Here is a 14,660-nt window from a genome sequence, read left to right on the forward strand (position 1 = left end):
CCGGCCTTGTACTCCGCCGTGAACTCCCGGCGCGGCCTGCGGGGCTTCCTCTGCTTTTCGTCAGTCGCGGACATCCCGTGCTCCTTCCATCACATCTCGGGTGTCCACGGAACCGGGCCAGGCTCACCGTCGGAACCGAGGAGCCGTAGCACGCAAGAGCATCAAGGGCTTGCGCGCTGCGCGCGCTCGCCCCTGATGTCCATCAAGCTGCGCGGCGCGCTGACGCGCGCCTCCAGCGATGGCCATCAACCAGCCGGCTCACCCGACCATCAACAAAGGTGCGCGGCAACAAGTACGCAGGCGGGCGCGCCATTGTTTGGTTCGCGTTCGGTGAGCGAGAGCTACGACCCTATCCGCCATCACCACCGCAGTGGCTCGTTGATGCCCAGCGGCGGCAGGAAAATGCGTGGCACGTTGTGTTGACCGAGGCCGACATCAAAGACCCCGAGCCCGCGGGACCTGTCAGCGTGAAGGAGACAGTGGATTCGTGAGTTTACTGCGCAGCCTGACGTGAAGAGGCAAGCCGCGCGGGGGGAGCCAGACGGCGTTCGGCAAGGTCTGCGGCTTCGGTGGGCTGCGAGAGAAGCGCTCGGGGGGCGCGAGCGGACCTCAGCCACGCGAAGCGCATGCTGTCTCCGTGCAAGAAGTAGCCGCGCTCAAGCCGTGAAGCCAATGCCCCTGGACGCTACTGTCAGCATCCAGGGGCTTTTCACGTGAAGCGCTCCAGAAGGGAGAGGTCCGCCATGCGCCTCTATCGTCCCGTCGGGCTTGCCGAGTTGTTGTTGATCTACCGGTCGGGCATGCGGCGTTTTCCACCGCGCCTGCCGGAGCAGCCCATTTTCTACCCGGTGCTCAACGAGCCCTATGCCCGGCAGATCAGCCGGGACTGGAACGCCAAGAGCCCCGAAGGCGCCGGCTACGTGACGGCGTTCGACGTGGAGGATGCCCACGCGGCCTCATTCGAGGTCCAGCAGGTCGGTGCCCGGATGCACCAGGAACTCTGGGTTCTGGCCGAGGCCTTGGATGCGTTCAACGATCACATCCAGGGACGGATTCGTGTGATCGCCGCGGACTTTGGTCCGCACTTCACGGGCAGGATTCCAGAGGCCTTCTCCCTGCGTGGGCAGAATGCGCGGACCCAACTGAAGACCCTGATTGGGATCCACGGGTACAACGGGATGGACTTCCACGCAGAGGTGACCGCGAACCATGAGGCCGTGTTCGCGCACCTCCCCTATTGGGGGCAGATCGCCACCGGGAACGGGACCCAGGTGGTGGAAGCAATCCGCGAGGTGTGGAGCGGAGCCTTCCCGGAGATCCCGCTGGGGGAGGCCCGTGGATGAATTGGTCCGTCTACGCCGACTTGTCGCGCTCACTGACCGCTGCGGAGCGGCGGTCTGTCTTTGAAGCGCTTGACGAGGTCGTGCTCGATAGCGGTTGTGTCGGCCCGCAGAATGGCGGAGTCGAAGAGGTGCATTTCCGCGTGGATGCTGTCTCTGCCGCGGAAGCGAGCGTGACTGCCGCGAGGCTGATGGATGTCATCCTCGCGAAGTCGGGTGTCCAAGTGCGATACGAGCTTCAGCTGCAGCCCGGCTACTGAGCGCTGGAGCCGTGGTACGTCTTGCGCAGCTTCAGGTCCGGCACGTCCACCGTGCCGTTCTTGTTGTCCGTGCAGTACCAGAGCGCGCCGTGCGGGGCCTGGACGCCGCCCTTCTGCGTGCGCGTCAGGCCGTTGTAGACGGAGCCCGCGATGAGGTAGCGGAACACCTGCGGCGCGGTCGCGCTCACCAGTGTGTTGTTCTGCTGCATCTCCTTCCAGACCACGCAGTACTGCTTGAGCGCGGCCCAGGCACCCTTGGAGTAGCGCGGGCTGCCCAGCATCCAGACCTCCAACTGGGGGCACATCTCCCCTTCGCCGTCGTCCGCCGCGCCGTAGTTCATCGCCTCGCAGACCTCATCCGCGCGGCTTTCGTTGAACGTCACGTCGCCCTCTGCCTGCCAGCCGGTGAGCCGTGACAGCTGGAAGCGGCGGATCATCAGCGCGTCATCCCTCGTCAGCGACGGCGCCATGAAGGCCTGCGGCTCCGGCAGGGCGAACGTGCCTCCGCCTTGCGGCCCCACACCCGCGTCCAGCACGTAGCCGCCCCATGTGTACATGAGGAACAGCGACCACGCGTCCTTCACGAAGGCCCGGTACGAGGGCGGCGTCGCCAGCGCCAGGCCCCAGTCGAGGATGTCCGTCATCGCCGCGACGGCCCAGTCGTCCGACTCCTGGTACCAGTAGTACCAGCGATACGCCCTCGTGCCCGCCTTCGTCAGGAACGCCTGCATGCCTCGCACGGTGACGTTCTTGTGCGCGGCGAAGTCCCGCTCGTAGGTGGCGACGTGCGCGTCCAGGCACCAGAAATAGATGGTGACGCTCTGTCCCGCACAGCGTGTCGCCAGCGCCTTCGGCGCGGTGATGTCGCGGTTGCGGTCTGTCGGAGGAGGGCCAATCCAGGTGTAGTGGACGTCCATCCGGTGAAGTCTACTCCGTCCACCGCCCCCTCTGCGTGGGCTCCTTCAACGCCTGCTCTAGCGCCGTCAGGAAGCGCTTGCGCGGCCACGACTCCGCGCCGAAGCGCTCCAGGTGCTCTGTCTCCACCTGACAGTCGATGAGCTGGAAGCCCCACCCCTTGAGTCGTTCCACCGCCGTGGCGAACGCCACCTTCGACGCGTCCGGCGCCAGCGCGAACATGCTCTCCCCGAAGTACGCCGCGCCCAGCGACACGCCGTACAGCCCGCCCACCAGCACCTCGCCGTCCCACGCCTCCACCGAGTGCGCCAGCCCCAACTCGTGAAGTCGGATGTACGCCTGCTTCATCGCGTCCGTAATCCACGTGCCGTCCTGCCCCGGCCGGTGCACGCGCGAGCACGCGTCGATGACCTTCGGGAACGCGGTGTCGTATCGCACCGTGTACGTGCCTCGGTTCATCACCTTGCGCAGCGAACGCCCCACGTGAATCTTGTCCGGCTCCAGCACGAAGCGAGGGTCGGGCGAGTGCCACAGGATGGGCTGGCCCTCGCTGTACCAGGGGAAGATGCCCTGCGAGTACGCGGCCACCAGCCGCTCCGGACGCAGGTCGCCTCCCACCGCGAGCAGGCCGCTCTTGTCCGCCTTGGAGGGCGGGGGGAACAGCTCCGGCTCTTCGTCACTCAGCAGGTAGATGGGCACGCGTGCGCGCCAGTCTAGCGGGACACGTTGAGCTTCACGTCACCCTTGAGGAAGTAGGGGACCTGCAACATGGGGCCCTTCAGCTCGCCCTTCACGCTGTAGGGCAGGACGCCCTTCCCGATGAGCGCCTTGACGCCCGGGCCCCAGGACTGGGCCGTCACCGCCACCTCCACCGGGTACACGCCCGTGGCGGACGCATCCACCGAGTCCGCCTGCGCGGTGGTGCCCTCCTCCAGGGGCTTGTCCGCGACGGCGACCTGGTAGGTCAGCGAGTCCAGCCGCAGCGGGAACGGGTTCGGGTTGCGCACGCCCAGCCGCAGGTTGATCTGCACCTCCTCCGGCGAATAGCGGGCCGCGTCCAGGCTCTCCACGATGACCTCCGGCAGCCTGGGCACGCGCACGGCACGGCTGGCGGCGAAGGGCAGGGTGTCCTCGCTGCCGCCGGAGCGCACCACCAGCGTGCCTCGCAGCGCGATGAGCACCGTGCCGCCCTGGGCGCTCAGGCGGGCCAGGTCCTCCGGGCTCTTCACGTAGGCGGATTTCTCCTCGATGGAGAAGTCCGCGGGCGCTCCCGGCGCGAACGGCACCCCCAGCTTCGTGGAGCCCGTCTTCACCACCTGCCCGTCGGCGACGAGCTCATAGTCGGCGCGCTCCACGACGCCGTTGGCGGTGCCGGTGATTTGTCCGGTGTAGCGCACGGAGGCGTCGGTGAGCCCCTGGGAGACGACGGCGGTCTCCTGGGCCGTCAGGGCAGGGGGGCCCCCGGAGCGGACGGGGGCGGAAGCACACCCGGAGTTAAGGGCGAACAGCGCGGACACCAGGGCCATCAGGCAGGTCGAGCGATTCACAAAGGACATTCTGGGGAGGCCAGGGGCCAGTCCCAAGGGGATTTCCGCTAGACTGTCCACCAACCGTGGCTCCCCGACGTCCCAACTTCAACCGGACCCTGCGCTCCCTCATCCGGGACATCGCCGCGCGCATGCCCGAGTTCAACCACGTGAAGGTGGGCCGCATCCTGGTGGTGGCGGGCGAGGCCCGCAGGGCGTCGCGAGGCACGGTGAAGCCCCTGTGCTTCAAGGGGGGCAAGAGCATCGACAAGGCGGGGCGGCGCAAGCCGGAGGTGCGCATCCGGGGCCGCCGCATCCTGTACTGCATCACGCTGCGCCCGCTCTTCTTCCGGGGCTCCACCGCGAAGTCGCGGTTGGAAACGCTGATGCACGAGCTCTTCCACATCTCGCTTCGCTTCGACGGCACGCTGCACGCGGGCCGCCGCCACGCGAAGCTGGGCACGGAGTTCGGGCGCCGCCTGCGTCCGCTGGTGCGCCGCTACCTGAAGCTGTGCCCGGAGGCGCTGCTCGCGGACCTGGCGCACTCGGGCGAGGTGCGGGTGCTGCAGTGGCTGGAGCGCCCGGGCCCGGCCTACCACCCACGCGCGTCGCATCGTCGCGTGCGCAAGGTCTACACGGAGGATCAGCTCTACTCCGGAGTGGCCCGAATGGTGACGCCGCGTCCGCGAGTGGCCCGCGAGGCCCATGTGCGTGACGACAAGGTGCACTGAAGCGCGTGATGGCCGCGCCCACCGACTTCGTCAGCCTGGGAGCGCTCCACCGCGACCTGGAGGAGCTGTTCCTCCTGCACCAGGAAGCGCTGATGGGCATGGACCTGCCCGCCGCGCGTGAACGGCTGGCGCGCTACCGCGAAGAGCTGACGCGGCACCTGGAGGCGGAGGAGGCGCTGCTCTTGCCGGAGCTGCCGCGCGCCGGAAGGATCCGAGGCGCCGCGCCAGAACTCTTCACCGGCGAGCACCAGCGCATGCGGGAGCTGCTGGCGAAGTGTCAGGAGGCCGTGGACGCGCTGGACGCGAGCGCTCCGGACTACCGCCGCGCGGTCTTGCGCGTGTTCGACATGGAGAGCACGTTCAAGCATCTGGAGCACCACCACTCGTTGCGCGAGGAGACGTATTTGTTCCCCGCGCTGGATGGGGTGCTGAATGAAGAGGAGCGGAAGGCGCTGTTGGCCGCGTTCCTTGAGCGCACGGCCCCTACCTCTCCGAGGGCGTGAACCGGGCAAGGTCGTGGATTCCAAGCGCGCGCTCCAACTGAGCCACCTCCTTGCGCGCGTTCTCGAAGCCGTTGCTCCCCAGCAGCCGGTGTTCCTGCTCTTCGAAGCGCTCACCGAGCTCCTTGAATTGCTTCTCGTCGAAGAGGTTGCGGAAGGCGGGAAACAGGTCCGTGTCCTCGCGCGCGGCGTGCGGCCCGTACATGCGGATGAACAGATTGAGCTGCCGCGCGACCGTGGCTCTTGGCTGGGGTTGCGTGAGTGCGTCGCGGCCTGAGGTCGCGGCGAGGATGGACTCGGTGAGCTTGCGCCCTGCGGCGTGTTGCTCGATGAGCACCTGAACGAGTTCCCTCTGCTGGCCCGCCTTCACCAGCCGGGGGAACACCTCAGTCTCCTCTGTTTTCTCGTGGTAGGCCTCGCCAAAGCGGCGCATGAGCCGGGTGGCCTGGGCGAGCACCTCCACAGGAGCCTTCTCTTCACGAAGGTCGAGGCGGCGAGCGATCTCCTCATAGACCAGGAGCGTGCGGCGGATGATGCCGTGCTCGCGCATCAGGTCCTCGGTGGCGTTCACCTCCGCGGGTTTGGACTTGGGTGCAGCGCTCGCGGTGCTTCCAGCGCCCAGCAAGACGACCGTGGACAAGAAGCGGCGACGGCTGGACGCCTCATTCATGGACATGCTCTTTGTATGAGCCGCTGTCTCGTCGGCCGAACTTGTCCAACAGTCGAACAGGTTTGTGCGTGGCGCGGCACGACTGCTTGTCGATGGCATGCGAAGGTCGCCCCTGAGCGCGACACATGAGTGATTTCGAGACGGTGTGGCATGTGGACCCGGCGGGCAGGACGGGTGCGGACCGCGTGCTGGTTCTGACGCCAGGGGATGTGACGGTGCTCGTGGTGGCGGATGGGGCGGGGAACTCACGACGTGGCGCCGAGGCCGCGGAGGCAGTCCTGCATGGCGTCCAGGACGCCGTGGAGGCCGGGGCCGACGTGGAACGTGAAGAGACCTGGCGCGATGTGCTGGTGCGGTGCGACGCGGCGCTGGGGGCTTCGGGCCAGGGAGGAGAAACCACCGCCGTGGTCGCCTGTGTCACCCCACGACGCGTGGTGGGGGCCAGCGTGGGGGATTCGGAGTTGTGGCTGTTCCAGGGCAGCGAAGCGACCGCGCTGACGGAGCATCAACACCGCAAGCCCCTGCTCGGTAGCGGGCAGGCTCGGCCCGTCACCTTCGAACGCGTGTGGCGAGGCGGCGTTCTTCTTGGCGCGTCAGATGGATTGTTCAAGTACGTCGACCTCCGTCGCATCCAGGAGCATGTGACCATCGCCGACGCACACGCCGCGGTGCTCGCGCTGGCCGCTCTGCCTCGACTTGCGAGCGGCGCGCTCCCGGATGACGTGGGGCTCGTCCTGTGCCGCCCGAGCGCTCCACGCCCCTGACGCGGTTGTCCGAAGCTCGGGATCGTGGAACCTATTGGAGGGCGAGCGGGCAGGGGGGCCGTCGGTCTCCTGGCTCTGCCTGCCGTCGAGTCGTGCGTGCTGTCTTCGCGGGCGCTGGCTCGAACGAGGTTTCCTCCTGGTGGGACGCGGGGTCTGGGTGTGGTGCTGGGCGCTCGTGGCGCTGGCGCTCGCGGGTTGCGACCCGGGGGCGGAGCTGACGCCCTGTGCCGTCGACTGCGAGGGCGCGGCCTGCGCGGCCTGTGTCACGTCCCTGCCTGAAGAGACTGCTCGGCCCGCGCTCGCGTGTGATCAGCTCCCCGCGCCGTCACGGTGCCTGGGGCCTCGCGTGGTGGAGCGCTGTGTCGATGGCGCCGTGCACCGGGAGGACTGTGCGGAGGACACGACCTGCGTCGAATCGCCGGAGGTCGCCTGTGTCTCAGGTACTGCATGCGTCGACGGCGTCTCGCGGTGCACGGAGTCCCGGGCGTTGCAGGTGTGCACGAATGGCCGGTGGGTCGCGCGCGCTTGCGACGTGGCCTGTGAAGCCGCTCCTGGCCGGGGCTTCTGCGGCAGGCCCGGGCCCACGTTGAGCGGCACGGTGCGCTACGCGCGCCGCTTCCCGGATGCGGAGTTCCGCGCGTGGACGCTGGACGTGGAGCCGGTGCCTGCTCGCGGGTTCCTCATCGTGTCGTTCCAGGGCACGAAGGTGCTCGACTCGCAGGTGACGGATGACGCCGGCCGCTTCACGCTGAAGGTGTCGTCCTCCTTGGGAGATGACGACCGCGTCGTCGTGTACGCCGCTGGCCGGGGACGGGACGGCGCGGTGGCCTACGCGGTGGCGGACCCGGGGCTGCCGGGCGCGCAGTCGGTGAAGACGGTGCCGGGGGACGCGGCCCGCATCTGGAGTTGGTCGCGCACGACGCGCGAGCTGTCCGAACAACCTGCGTTCACCCTCGCCGAGTCTGAGGGCTCCGGCGCGGCTGCGGTGTTCGACGTGCTGGGCACGGCCTGGCGCCAGATGCGCGAGCGCTACGGCGGACGCGACGGCCTGCCCGTGGTGGCGTGGCTGGGCTTCGGGACGACCTGGTCCTGCGGAGCGTGCTTCGCGCCCTGGCCGGTGACGGCGGTGGGCCGGAGCTGGGACGCGCAGGTGTGGCTGCCGGGTGACTCGGATGCGGCGTGGTGGTCGGACGCGATGGTGATGCACGAGCTGGGGCACTGGGTGATGGCCAGCCGGGGCACCAGTCCGGAGGAGGGCGGCTCGCACTACGTGGGCGTTCCCACCTTCCCGGGACAGGCATGGAGCGAGGGCTGGGCCACATGGTTCAGCACGGACGCGCGCCGCAGTCCCCGCTACTTTGACAGGCAGGGCGGGACGCTGTTCTGGGTGGACCTGTCCGCGCGAGCCTCCTCGGTGAGCCCGTGGACGCGGCCCCGCGCCGAAGATGGCCTGCTCCAGCCCGTGGACGAGAACGAGGTGGCCGCCATCCTCTACCGCACGGCCACCGGTACACCGTCGAGCCAGCCCCTCTACGACGCGCTCGCCGCGCCCTCGATGAACCGAGCGCCCTGGGCGCGCGGTTACACGCGGCACACCTGGACGCGGGATGAGAAGGGCGCGCTCACGGACGTCGTGGACACGGGCAGGTCCTCACCGTGTCTCGCGGACTTCCTGGACGCGCTGATGTGCCAGGGCTTCCCGAGCACTCGGGTGGACGCGGCCACCGAACCCGCCACCGCCTTCCCGTATCCGAGCCACGAGCCCCTGTGTCCATGAAGCTCCCGCGTCCGATGCAGCGAAGCCGACGGTCCACGGCCGTGATGCGCAAACGCGTGGCGGGAGCCGTGCTGGCACTGGCGCTCGTCGGAGCGCTTTCGGCGGGCATGGCCTCTGGTGTGGAGCGCGTGCGGCGCAGGAAGCCGCCAAGGCCTTCCGATTCACCTCCCCAGGCTCGGGAGAAGCCCCTCCACGCGTCCTCACCGACGCTCCTGGCGTCCGCGCGGTCGGTGGCGCTCCCCGCGTACGGAGTGGATACGTGGGACGTGAAGTCGCGCGTGCGTCAGGGCTCGCGGCCTGTTGTGCCAGCGAAGACGCACGCCACGGAGATGCCGACCGCGGTGCTCACACGAGGCACGGAGGACGGCGCCACGGCCACGGACAGCCCGGCGCCACGGCCCACGGTGCTCCCCGCCACGACGCGCATCCCCGCGCCCCTGCATGTCTCCTGGCGGTTGGTGGACGCCAGCGCGGACACGGTGCGGCTCGTCGCGCGGTTGGACCGGAGCCCGGGCTTCACCGCGCCCGTGGAGGTCTCCCTGCGCGTGCCGCCGCGAACGGTCCTCCGGGAGGGCCCCACGTCGCCCATCGTCCTGGACGGTGACACGCGGGAAGTGCCCTGGACCCTGGGCCTGCCCGAGGGCGCCAGTCCCGATGACGACCTCGTGCTGCTGGCGAGCGCCGGAGGCGAGTCCTTTGGCGTCCACGCGGAGGCGCGCTACCACTTCGGCCGGCCGCTCGCGGAGTCACCGCGTCCCACGCCCACGGGGCCTCCGCTGCCAGAGGCCCTCATGCGCTCGCGCGAATAGTCCCCTGCTCAGTTCAGGCTGAGTGACTCATGAGCAAACATGGGTCAAAGCGTCTCCCAATCCAAACACTGGCGGGGTGAAGCCGACCCTGGTTGCACCCGAGCCATGCGTTGGCTCCAGAGGTGCGATGTTGTTTGAAAAACCGCCAGAGCGGAATTGGTCGTGGTGTCTTGATTATCCTTTAACCCGCAAAGGACAATCAGGTTGGTCCAGATGCAGGCGGGGACGGGGGGCCGCTCTCCTTGGAACCTTGGCCTGTCGCTGGACCTCATGGCAGTTCCACCCCCGAAGTCTGAGGTCGAAATGGACGACAAGAAGAAGTGGATGCCGAAGTTCCTCACGCCTGCGGCCCTGTCTCTGCTGTTCGGAAGCGCGTTCGTCGGTGATGCGGCGGCGATGCAGCCTGTCGTCAGCGAGCCGCTCACGCTCGAGAGCGCCGTGGCCATCATCGACAACCAGAACCAGAACCAGAACCAGAACCAGAACCAGACCGAGATGGCTTCCGCCATGAAGCCGTCCATGCTCAAGCAGATCAACGCCGAGATCGCGCTCAGCTGATTCCTCACGGCTGATACGAGTTGCTGAAGGGCGGCAGCCCCTTCCGCACGAAGTCAGTCTGGCGGAGGCGCTCGGCTTGGCGCCCCGCTTCATCCTCGGGGCGACGACATCCGGTGCCCCAACACTCGCCGCAGCGTGGAGGTACTCGCAGATGGCATCCGTCAGCGCAACTGAGTCTCAAGCCCCTCGGCCGGACGTGGCTCGGGAGCGAGCCGATTTGCACGTCATCTTTCCTCCGCAGTGGTCCCCCTTCCAGCCGTTCCTGAGCACGCCTTCCCTCAAGGCCTATCTGGAGCAGAAGGGGTTCCAGGTCCGACAGGAGGATTGGAACGTCGTCTTCTACCGGTGGTTCATTGGCTCCGAGCGGCTTCCCCTGGCCCGGACCCGGCTGACGCGGTACGCGGAACGCCTGTCGGAAGATGACACGGTCTACCGCGCCAAGTGTCTGCATGCCCTCTCCGTGTTGGATGACCACGAGCGGCTGACACGCATGGTGGAAGGGCTCCGTGGTGGCAATGCGTGCGATGCCCTGGCTGATTTCAAGGCCAGCGTGGATGCCTTGCGCTCCCTGCTCGCGGCGTTCTCCACCGCTGAACCGGTCATTGAGGTGGGGACGACGTCGCTGTCGCACGGCGACGTGCTTCAGTCCATCGACAGCCTCCTGGCATTCCTGGCGGACCGGAAATCCAATCCCTTCATCGAGTTCTTCGAGCGCCAGGTCGCTACGGTCGCAAAGGTCCCCCGCTACTTCGGTATCTCCATCATCGGGACGGAGCAGATCGTCTCGGGGCTCACGCTCGGGTGCGTGCTCAAGAAGGCCTTCCCGGATGTTCCCGTGCTCATCGGAGGAAGCGTCTTCTCTCGCCTGGTGGAGAAGGAGAAGGTCTGGGTCTCGCGCCTTTTCGAGCAATGCTTCGACTACATCTGCCGTTTCGAGGGCGAGGAACCCGTGGCCCGATTCCTGGCCAGCCAGGACCCCCGGGCGGACAGTCCCCCCAACTTCGCTTTCATCCGGGGCGGCGAACTGGTGCTGACGCCGACATGCGAACAGCTGCCCATGGCGATGCTGCCCACCCCGGACTTCTCCGAACTACCCCTCCAGGAGTATCTCTCCCCCGAAATCGTCCTGCCCCTGCTGACGACGCGCGGTTGTTACTGGGGCAAATGCGCCTTCTGCTACCACGGGATGATCTACGGCGACCGCTACCGCATGCGCCCGCCTGAGTTGATTACCCAGGACGTGGAGGTCTTGAACCAGCGTCATGGCGTGCGGCACTTCGCCTTCAACGATGAGGCCCTGCCGCCCAAGCTGTTCCGCATGTTGCCCAAGGTGATGCCGAAACACCGGTACTTCTTCACCGCCCTCTACAAGTTCGAGAAGTACTACACGGCGGAAGACTTCAAGGAGATGCATGACATCGGATTCAGGTCCGTCTACATCGGCCTGGAAACGGCTTCCGAGCGCTTGCAGCGGCACATGCGGAAGAACAACACCCAGAAGGTGATGGTGGACAACCTCCAGTTCGCGCACGACGCGGGTATCTGGAGCCACACGTTCAACTTCTTCGGCTTCCCGACCGAAACCGAAGCCGAGGCGGAGGAGACGACGCAGTTCCTGTTGAATCACGCGAACATCCTGCACTCGGAAGGAACGGGGACCTTCGTCTTCGAACACAACGCCCCCATCCATCAGGCGCCCGAGCACTTTGGCGTGACCTCCTACCGGACGAAGGCGGACAACGTCCTCGACCTCTTCTACAACTACGAGACCTCCGAAGGCTTGGATGCCCAGGGAGCCCAGACCGCCCTCAAACGCTTCACGAAGCTCAAGCGGGAGCGGAAGCTGTATCAGACGGGGCTCTGGATCCAACGCGAGCACCTGCTCCTGCTCTTGAGCCGCTATGGGCGCGATGAACTCCGGCGCCAGTTGACCCGGGTGGAGTCCACGCCGCGACTGGGAACCCCGTCGGAGGTCCTCCGTGGCTACACGCTCAACACTCCGAACGGGCCCAAGCACTTCGTGGTGAACCGCCAGTTCTCCCGGGTCTGCATCACGAACGAGGACGCTGTCCGTATCGTCAACTGGCTGGGGCCCGAGGCGACGGGGGATGAGTTGCTTCGCTACTTCCCGGCGTTCGCCGCATTGTTGGATCCCCAGCTCCCCATGGACGAAGAACTGAAGGCCGCTTCGTAACGGCCGCGGAGCCACCGCGAGGACCCTGAAATGGATCCTCGCGGCGGGTTGCCTTGGAGCTACTCGCCGCGCATCGCGATGATGGGGTCGATGCGCGCCGCACGCCGGGCCGGCAGCCAGATGGCGACAGTCGAGACCGCTCCGAGGATGACGGTGAAGGCGAGGAAGGTGGAAGGGTCGTTGGCGCTGACGCCGAAGAGCATGCTCTCGATGAAGCGGGACAGGCTGAAGGCCAGCAGCACCCCCACCCCCAGCCCCAGGACGACCAGGCCTCCGCCCTGACGGAGCACAAGACGCATGACCTCCCGCGGTCGCGCTCCCAGGGCGATCCGGATCCCCAACTCCCGCGTCCTTTGTGCCACGAGATAGGCGATGACGCCGTAGAGCCCTGCCGCGGCCAGGATGAGCGCGATGAGCGCGAAGATGCTGAGCAACACCAGGTTCATCTGGCGCCCCGCCATGGACCGGGACACCAGCTCTTCCATGGGGAAGACGGCATCCAGGGGCTGATCCAGGTCCACGGCCTTGACCGCTTCCCGCAAGGACAGAGACATGCGCTCGGGTGCGAGGGCCGTCTTGACCACGAGCGTGGCTTCCTGGAAGAGCCAGGCGCTGGATTGGGGATGATTGTAGGGAAGATGGATTTCCGGCAGTGCTGGCTGCTCGAGTCCTACCTGCCGCACATCTTCGATGACGCCGATGATGGTAACGGGCCGCCCTCCGAGCAGAAGGTGTCGGCCGGTGGGGTTCTGCTCCGAGAAGTGCTTCCGGGCCAGTGTCTGGTTGACAATGACCACCTGCTCGCCCTGCCCATCCTGCTCGGTGAAGTCCCGGCCGGCCCGCAGCGGGATTCCCATCGTCTGGAAGAAGGCCGGTGCCGTGACGCGATACTCAGCCAGAAGCTCTTTTCCTGCTTCAGTGGGAGGCTGGCCTTCGACTTCGTAGCTCCCGCTGGTGGTCGTTCCCTGGATGGGCAGCAGGGAGATGACGGACGCGGACTTGACGCCTGGCAGTGTCTGGATTCGCTCCAGGATGGGTTTGAGCAGCCGGTCCGGCAGCTGCTCCTTCGGGTACTTTCCAACGGGCAGCGCCAGATGCGCGGTCAGCACGTTCCGTGTGTCGAAGCCGGGCTCTGTCTGAAGCAGGTTCATGAAGCCGCGCAGGAGAAGCCCCGCGCCAACCAGCAGGACCAACGACATGGCGATTTCCGCCACGACCAGGCCACTGCGGAAGCGGTTCTGCCCCCGGGTGGCCGAAGTCCGGGCGTCCGATGAAACCAGGGCTCCCCGCAGGTCCATGCGCGTTGCCTGGAGGGCGGGGATGAGCCCCACGAGGATGGCACTGCCCACGGCAACCAGCAGCAGGACGAGGAAGACGCGCCCCTGGAGTGGGACGTCTCCGGCGAGTGGGAGCGCTCGCTGCACCAGGTTCTGCAGCGACGCCAGCCCCCAGAGGGCGAAGGCCAGCCCGAGGAGCCCTCCCAGCAGCGTCAGCACCAGGCTTTCCATCAGCATCTGACGGATGAGGCGGGGGCGGCTGGCGCCCAGGGTGAAGCGCAAGGCCACCTCCTGGCGCCGCCCCGAACTCCGGGCCATCAGGAGGTTGCTGACATTGGCGCAGGCAATGAGGAGCACCAGCACGACGGCCCCCTGGAGGATGAGCAACGCCGGGCGGAGCCGCCCTACCATCGTCTCCGTCAGGGACACGACGAGCGCGCTGCGCCCGGACTGGGCCTCCGGATAGGCCTCCGCCAGACGCCGGGCCACTTCCCGCAGCTCGGTGTTGGCGCTGGTGAGCGAGGTGCCGGGACGCAGCCTGCCAAGGACACTGAAGGAGTGGCCTCCCCGGTTCTCCGCGCGCGGTCCGGAGAGCGTGAGCGGCACCACCACGTCGAGCTTGCCCACGGGGGGATAGCGGGTGGTTTCAGAAAGGATGCCAATCACAGTGAACGGCTGTCCGTCGAGCGTCAGCGACTGACCGACGAGTCGTGGATCCGCGGCGAAGCGGCGCTTCCAGAGCCCTTCGCTCACGAGCATGACCGGCGGCGCACCCGGGGCGTCCTCACCTGGCGCGAAACTCCGGCCCAGGAGTGGGGAGACGCCCAGTACCGGGAGCAGGTTGGCCGTGGCTTCAATGGACTGGAGGCGCTCGGCCCCCTCGGGCGTGTTCAGGTTGCGGCCCTGGAGTGAATAGGCAGCAACTCCGTCGAAGCTCCGGGTCTGCTCGGCCCAGTCCCGGTAGTTGGGCCAGGACACGGAGCCCTTCCAGTCAGGACCCCGCTCGGGCATCGTTTCGAAAAGCCGGACAAGCCGCTCGGGTTGTGGATAGGGCAGCGCCTTCAAAAGCACGGCATCCACGACGCTGAAGATTGCCGCGTTCGCGCCAATCCCCAATGCGAGGCAGAACACAGCGACGAGGGTGAAGCCTGGCTTCTTGATGAAGGTGCGCAGCGCGAAGCGCGCGTCTTGGACTGCATCCTCGACAAGAAATCGCCCCCACATGGTCTTCACCTCGCCTTGCGCGGTGTCGCCAGTTCATTCGACTCCGCGCTTCGTCTGGATTCCACAGAAATCAATCAGCAATGGGAATCCATGGGGGCCTTCCTGAACTTCGAGG

Annotated in this window: 14 protein-coding genes; 9 read left to right on the forward strand and 5 right to left on the reverse strand. The window is 67.1% G+C overall.

The features are described from left to right. Positions 1-743 precede the first annotated feature (743 nt). Together D7X99_RS21475 and D7X99_RS21480 are read left to right on the forward strand one after the other, a co-directional pair. A complete protein-coding gene (locus tag D7X99_RS21475) occupies positions 744-1,343 on the forward strand; it encodes a hypothetical protein (RefSeq protein WP_121779404.1) in 600 nt (199 codons plus the stop codon). After that, positions 1,340-1,600: a hypothetical protein gene (locus tag D7X99_RS21480; protein ID WP_121779405.1), complete on the forward strand. Its 261-nt coding sequence runs from the start codon at positions 1,340-1,342 to the stop codon at positions 1,598-1,600. Before D7X99_RS21475 ends, D7X99_RS21480 begins: the two co-directional genes overlap by 4 nt. On the opposite strand, the gene D7X99_RS21485 is transcribed toward D7X99_RS21480, so the two are convergent. Genes D7X99_RS21485 through D7X99_RS21495 form a run of 3 tightly spaced genes read right to left on the reverse strand, consistent with a single transcriptional unit; the run spans position 1,594 to position 4,071 of the window. Next, positions 1,594-2,517: a hypothetical protein gene (locus D7X99_RS21485; RefSeq protein WP_121779406.1), complete on the reverse strand. Its 924-nt coding sequence runs from the start codon at positions 2,515-2,517 to the stop codon at positions 1,594-1,596. The genes D7X99_RS21480 and D7X99_RS21485 overlap by 7 nt on opposite strands. Before the next feature lie 10 nt (positions 2,518-2,527). Next, positions 2,528-3,214: a leucyl/phenylalanyl-tRNA--protein transferase gene (gene aat / locus D7X99_RS21490; protein ID WP_121779407.1), complete on the reverse strand. Its 687-nt coding sequence runs from the start codon at positions 3,212-3,214 to the stop codon at positions 2,528-2,530. A 14-nt stretch (positions 3,215-3,228) separates the two neighbouring features. Further along, entirely contained in the window at positions 3,229-4,071 is an 843-nt protein-coding gene (locus D7X99_RS21495; RefSeq protein WP_169825151.1) for an LEA type 2 family protein, read from the reverse strand. 56 nt (positions 4,072-4,127) lie between these two features. On the opposite strand from D7X99_RS21495, the gene D7X99_RS21500 reads away from it, so the two are divergent. Both D7X99_RS21500 and D7X99_RS21505 read left to right on the forward strand, forming a co-directional pair. Beyond that, positions 4,128-4,772: a hypothetical protein gene (locus tag D7X99_RS21500; RefSeq protein WP_121753471.1), complete on the forward strand. Its 645-nt coding sequence runs from the start codon at positions 4,128-4,130 to the stop codon at positions 4,770-4,772. An 8-nt stretch (positions 4,773-4,780) separates the two neighbouring features. Next, positions 4,781-5,275 carry a hemerythrin domain-containing protein gene (locus tag D7X99_RS21505; protein WP_121753470.1) on the forward strand — a complete coding sequence of 165 codons (495 nt, stop codon included), beginning with the start codon at positions 4,781-4,783 and terminating at the stop codon, positions 5,273-5,275. Here the strand turns inward: D7X99_RS21505 and D7X99_RS21510 are convergent. Further along, positions 5,256-5,942: a hemerythrin domain-containing protein gene (locus D7X99_RS21510; protein WP_158627044.1), complete on the reverse strand. Its 687-nt coding sequence runs from the start codon at positions 5,940-5,942 to the stop codon at positions 5,256-5,258. The two genes, D7X99_RS21505 and D7X99_RS21510, sit on opposite strands and share 20 nt — an antisense overlap. A 125-nt stretch (positions 5,943-6,067) precedes the next feature. Between D7X99_RS21510 and D7X99_RS21515 the strand changes: the two genes are divergently transcribed. The 5 genes from D7X99_RS21515 to D7X99_RS21535 all read left to right on the forward strand — a co-directional run bounded on the left by D7X99_RS21515 (position 6,068) and on the right by D7X99_RS21535 (position 12,044). After that, positions 6,068-6,706: a protein phosphatase 2C domain-containing protein gene (locus D7X99_RS21515; RefSeq protein ID WP_121779410.1), complete on the forward strand. Its 639-nt coding sequence runs from the start codon at positions 6,068-6,070 to the stop codon at positions 6,704-6,706. 139 nt (positions 6,707-6,845) lie between these two features. Next, positions 6,846-8,483 carry a hypothetical protein gene (locus D7X99_RS21520; protein ID WP_121779411.1) on the forward strand — a complete coding sequence of 546 codons (1,638 nt, stop codon included), beginning with the start codon at positions 6,846-6,848 and terminating at the stop codon, positions 8,481-8,483. A 14-nt stretch (positions 8,484-8,497) separates the two neighbouring features. Beyond that, complete coding sequence (locus D7X99_RS21525) at positions 8,498-9,292, forward strand: hypothetical protein (RefSeq protein ID WP_121779412.1); 795 nt, start codon at positions 8,498-8,500, stop codon at positions 9,290-9,292. Positions 9,293-9,595: 303 nt separating this feature from the next. Beyond that, complete coding sequence (locus D7X99_RS21530) at positions 9,596-9,850, forward strand: hypothetical protein (protein WP_121779413.1); 255 nt, start codon at positions 9,596-9,598, stop codon at positions 9,848-9,850. A gap of 217 nt (positions 9,851-10,067) precedes the next feature. Further along, a complete protein-coding gene (locus D7X99_RS21535; RefSeq protein WP_233613589.1) occupies positions 10,068-12,044 on the forward strand; it encodes a radical SAM protein in 1,977 nt (658 codons plus the stop codon). Positions 12,045-12,103: 59 nt separating this feature from the next. On the opposite strand, the gene D7X99_RS21540 is transcribed toward D7X99_RS21535, so the two are convergent. Continuing rightward, positions 12,104-14,545, reverse strand: coding sequence for an ABC transporter permease (locus D7X99_RS21540; protein ID WP_121779444.1), 2,442 nt, complete (start codon positions 14,543-14,545; stop codon positions 12,104-12,106). Positions 14,546-14,660: the final 115 nt, after the last annotated feature.

This window comes from Corallococcus sp. AB032C (genome assembly GCF_003668935.1).
Lineage (GTDB): Bacteria > Myxococcota > Myxococcia > Myxococcales > Myxococcaceae > Corallococcus > Corallococcus exiguus.

Bases quoted from the DNA above. Each gene is read 5' to 3' on its own strand.
- D7X99_RS21485 (WP_121779406.1), bottom strand. From the start codon at position 2,517: ATGGACGTCCACTACACCTGGATTGGCCCTCCTCCGACAGACCGCAAC.
- D7X99_RS21525 (WP_121779412.1), top strand. From the start codon at position 8,498: ATGCAGCGAAGCCGACGGTCCACGGCCGTGATGCGCAAACGCGTGGCG.
- D7X99_RS21505 (WP_121753470.1), top strand. From the start codon at position 4,781: ATGGCCGCGCCCACCGACTTCGTCAGCCTGGGAGCGCTCCACCGCGAC.
- D7X99_RS21515 (WP_121779410.1), top strand. From the start codon at position 6,068: ATGAGTGATTTCGAGACGGTGTGGCATGTGGACCCGGCGGGCAGGACG.
- D7X99_RS21510 (WP_158627044.1), bottom strand. From the start codon at position 5,942: ATGAATGAGGCGTCCAGCCGTCGCCGCTTCTTGTCCACGGTCGTCTTG.
- D7X99_RS21540 (WP_121779444.1), bottom strand. From the start codon at position 14,545: ATGTGGGGGCGATTTCTTGTCGAGGATGCAGTCCAAGACGCGCGCTTC.
- D7X99_RS21495 (WP_169825151.1), bottom strand. From the start codon at position 4,071: ATGTCCTTTGTGAATCGCTCGACCTGCCTGATGGCCCTGGTGTCCGCG.
- D7X99_RS21530 (WP_121779413.1), top strand. From the start codon at position 9,596: ATGGACGACAAGAAGAAGTGGATGCCGAAGTTCCTCACGCCTGCGGCC.
- D7X99_RS21475 (WP_121779404.1), top strand. From the start codon at position 744: ATGCGCCTCTATCGTCCCGTCGGGCTTGCCGAGTTGTTGTTGATCTAC.
- D7X99_RS21480 (WP_121779405.1), top strand. From the start codon at position 1,340: ATGAATTGGTCCGTCTACGCCGACTTGTCGCGCTCACTGACCGCTGCG.